Origin of the sequence: Paracoccus sp. SY, assembly GCF_002901215.1 — a bacterium.
Classification (GTDB): Bacteria; Pseudomonadota; Alphaproteobacteria; order Rhodobacterales; family Rhodobacteraceae; genus Paracoccus; species Paracoccus acridae.
In genome coordinates, this window is sequence record NZ_NWMQ01000202.1 from 1 (window position 1) to 533 (window position 533).

The 533-nt window shown below is 65.1% G+C and carries 1 protein-coding gene; it reads left to right on the forward strand.

The features are described 5' to 3' along the window. On the forward strand, nucleotides 1-533 hold a 533-nt coding region (locus CK944_RS22555; protein ID WP_192877806.1), incomplete at both ends, for an IS66 family transposase zinc-finger binding domain-containing protein.

Here is a 533-nt window from a genome sequence, read left to right on the forward strand (position 1 = left end):
GCGGTGGTCTCGACCTCGGAAGCGATGATCGCGGGGCTCAAGCTCGAGATCGCGCTGCTCCGCCGCGACAAGTACGGCCGGAGCGCGGAACGCACTGCCCGGCTCATCGACCAGCTGGAATTGCAGCTCGAGGAACTGGTGGCCAACGCCGCAGAGGACAACGCCCGGGCCGAACAGGCAGTGGGGCAGACACAGGTCGCGGGCTTTGAGCGACGCAAGCCGGTGAAGAAACCCTTCCCCGACCACCTGCCGCGCGAACGGGTAGTGATCGAGGCGCCGACCGCCTGCAGCTGCTGTGGTTCCGGTCGCATCGTGAAGATGGGCGAGGACATCACCGAGACGCTGGAGGTCATCCCTCGGCAATGGAAGGTGATCCAGACGGTCCGCGAGAAGTTCACATGTCGGGCTTGTGAGAAGATCAGCCAGCCCCCGGCGCCGTTCCACCCCATTCCGCGGGGATGGGCCGGACCCAGCCTTCTGGCAATGATCATCTTCGAAAAGTACGGCCAGCATCAGCCCCTGAACCGTCAGGC